A 1,602-nucleotide genomic window follows, 5' to 3' on the forward strand; every position below is an offset into this window, starting at 1 on the left:
GCCGATCGGCAGCACCGATCCGCGCTCGGGCAGGTCCACGCCCACGCCCTCGCCGCGCGGATAGCGCAGCGCGATCGGGCCCGTGTCGTGGGCATGCGCGGTGGCCACCATGTGCACCAGCTCGGCCTCGTCGGAGGCCGCCATCACCGTCATGTTCGGCAGGCAGCAGAGATAGGCCAGGTCGAAGGCGCCCGCATGGGTCGCCCCGTCCGCCCCCACCAGCCCGGCCCGGTCCAGGCAGAAGCGCACGGCTAAGTTCTGCAGGGCCACGTCGTGCACGACCTGGTCGTAGGCCCGCTGCAGGAAGGTCGAGTAGATCGCCACGAACGGCCGGTAGCCTTCCGTCGCCAGGCCGCCCGCGAAGGTCACCGCGTGCTGCTCGGCGATGCCCACATCGAAGGTGCGCTCCGGATGCGCCTTGCCGAACAGGTCGATGCCCGTGCCCCCCGGCATCGCGGCGGTGATCGCCACCACCTTGTCGTCGGCATCCGCCGCCTTGATCAGGCTCTCGCCGAACACCCGGGTGTAGGCCGGCGCGTTCGGCTTGGCCTTGGCCTGCACCCCCGAGAGCACGTCGAACTTGACCACCCCGTGGTAGCGGTCGGCGGAGGCTTCCGCCGGGGCGTAGCCCTTGCCCTTCTGGGTCACGACGTGGAGCAGGATCGGACCCTGCTCGGAGTCGCGCACGTTCTTGAGCACCGGCAGCAGGTGGTCGAGGTTGTGCCCGTCGACGGGCCCGACATAGTGGAAGCCCATCTCCTCGAACATCGTGCCCGAGCCCACCACCAGGGAGCGGGCGTATTCCTCGGCCGCGGCCGCGCGCTGGTAGAGGCCCTTGGGCAGGAGCTTGCCCAGCTGCTTGGCGGTCTCGCGCAGGGACTGGTAGGTGCCCCCCGAGGCCAGGCGCGCGAAGTAGGCCGACATGGCGCCCACGGGCGGCGCGATCGACATGTCGTTGTCGTTGAGGATGACGATCAGGCGCGAGTGCAGGGCGCCGGCATTGTTCATGGCCTCGTAGGCCATGCCCGCCGACATCGAGCCGTCGCCGATCACCGCCACCATGTTGCGCCGCTTGGGCGCCGGCGCGCCCTGGGCCTTGGCCGCCGCCTCGTCGAGGTCGCGCGCCACGGCCATGCCCAGGGCCGCCGAGATCGAGGTGGAGGAATGGGCCGCCCCGAAGGGATCGTAGACGCTCTCCGAGCGCTTGGTGAAGCCCGACAGGCCGCCGGGCTGGCGCAGCGTCCGGATGCGGTCGCGCCGGCCGGTGAGGATCTTATGCGGGTAGGCCTGGTGGCCGACGTCCCAGACGATGCGGTCGTCGGGGGTGTCGAACACGTGGTGCAGCGCCACCGTCAGCTCGACCACGCCGAGCCCGGAGCCCAGATGCCCGCCCGTGACCGAGACCGCGTCGATCATCTCGGTGCGCACCGCGTCCGCCACCGCCTGAAGCTGGCTCTCCGGCAACAGACGCAGCGCCGAAGGCTCCGACAGACCGTCCAGGATCGCCGTCGCCTCCGACGCGGTCACCGCGGTCGCTTGCGCCCGCTCCGGCGCGATCTTGTCTTGCGAGGTCTTCTCTTGCGAGGTCTTCTCTTGCGAGGT

At 70.7% G+C, this 1,602-nt stretch carries 1 protein-coding gene; it reads right to left on the bottom strand.

What is annotated here, in order from left to right; translation table 11 throughout:
* Positions 1–1,500, bottom strand: a 1,500-nt coding sequence (dxs, locus tag ASF20_RS25340) for a 1-deoxy-D-xylulose-5-phosphate synthase (protein ID WP_244476288.1), incomplete at its 3' end; no start/stop codon positions are given.
* Positions 1,501–1,602 lie beyond the last annotated feature (102 nt).

This window comes from Methylobacterium sp. Leaf88 (assembly GCF_001422795.1).
Lineage (GTDB): Bacteria > Pseudomonadota > Alphaproteobacteria > Rhizobiales > Beijerinckiaceae > Methylobacterium.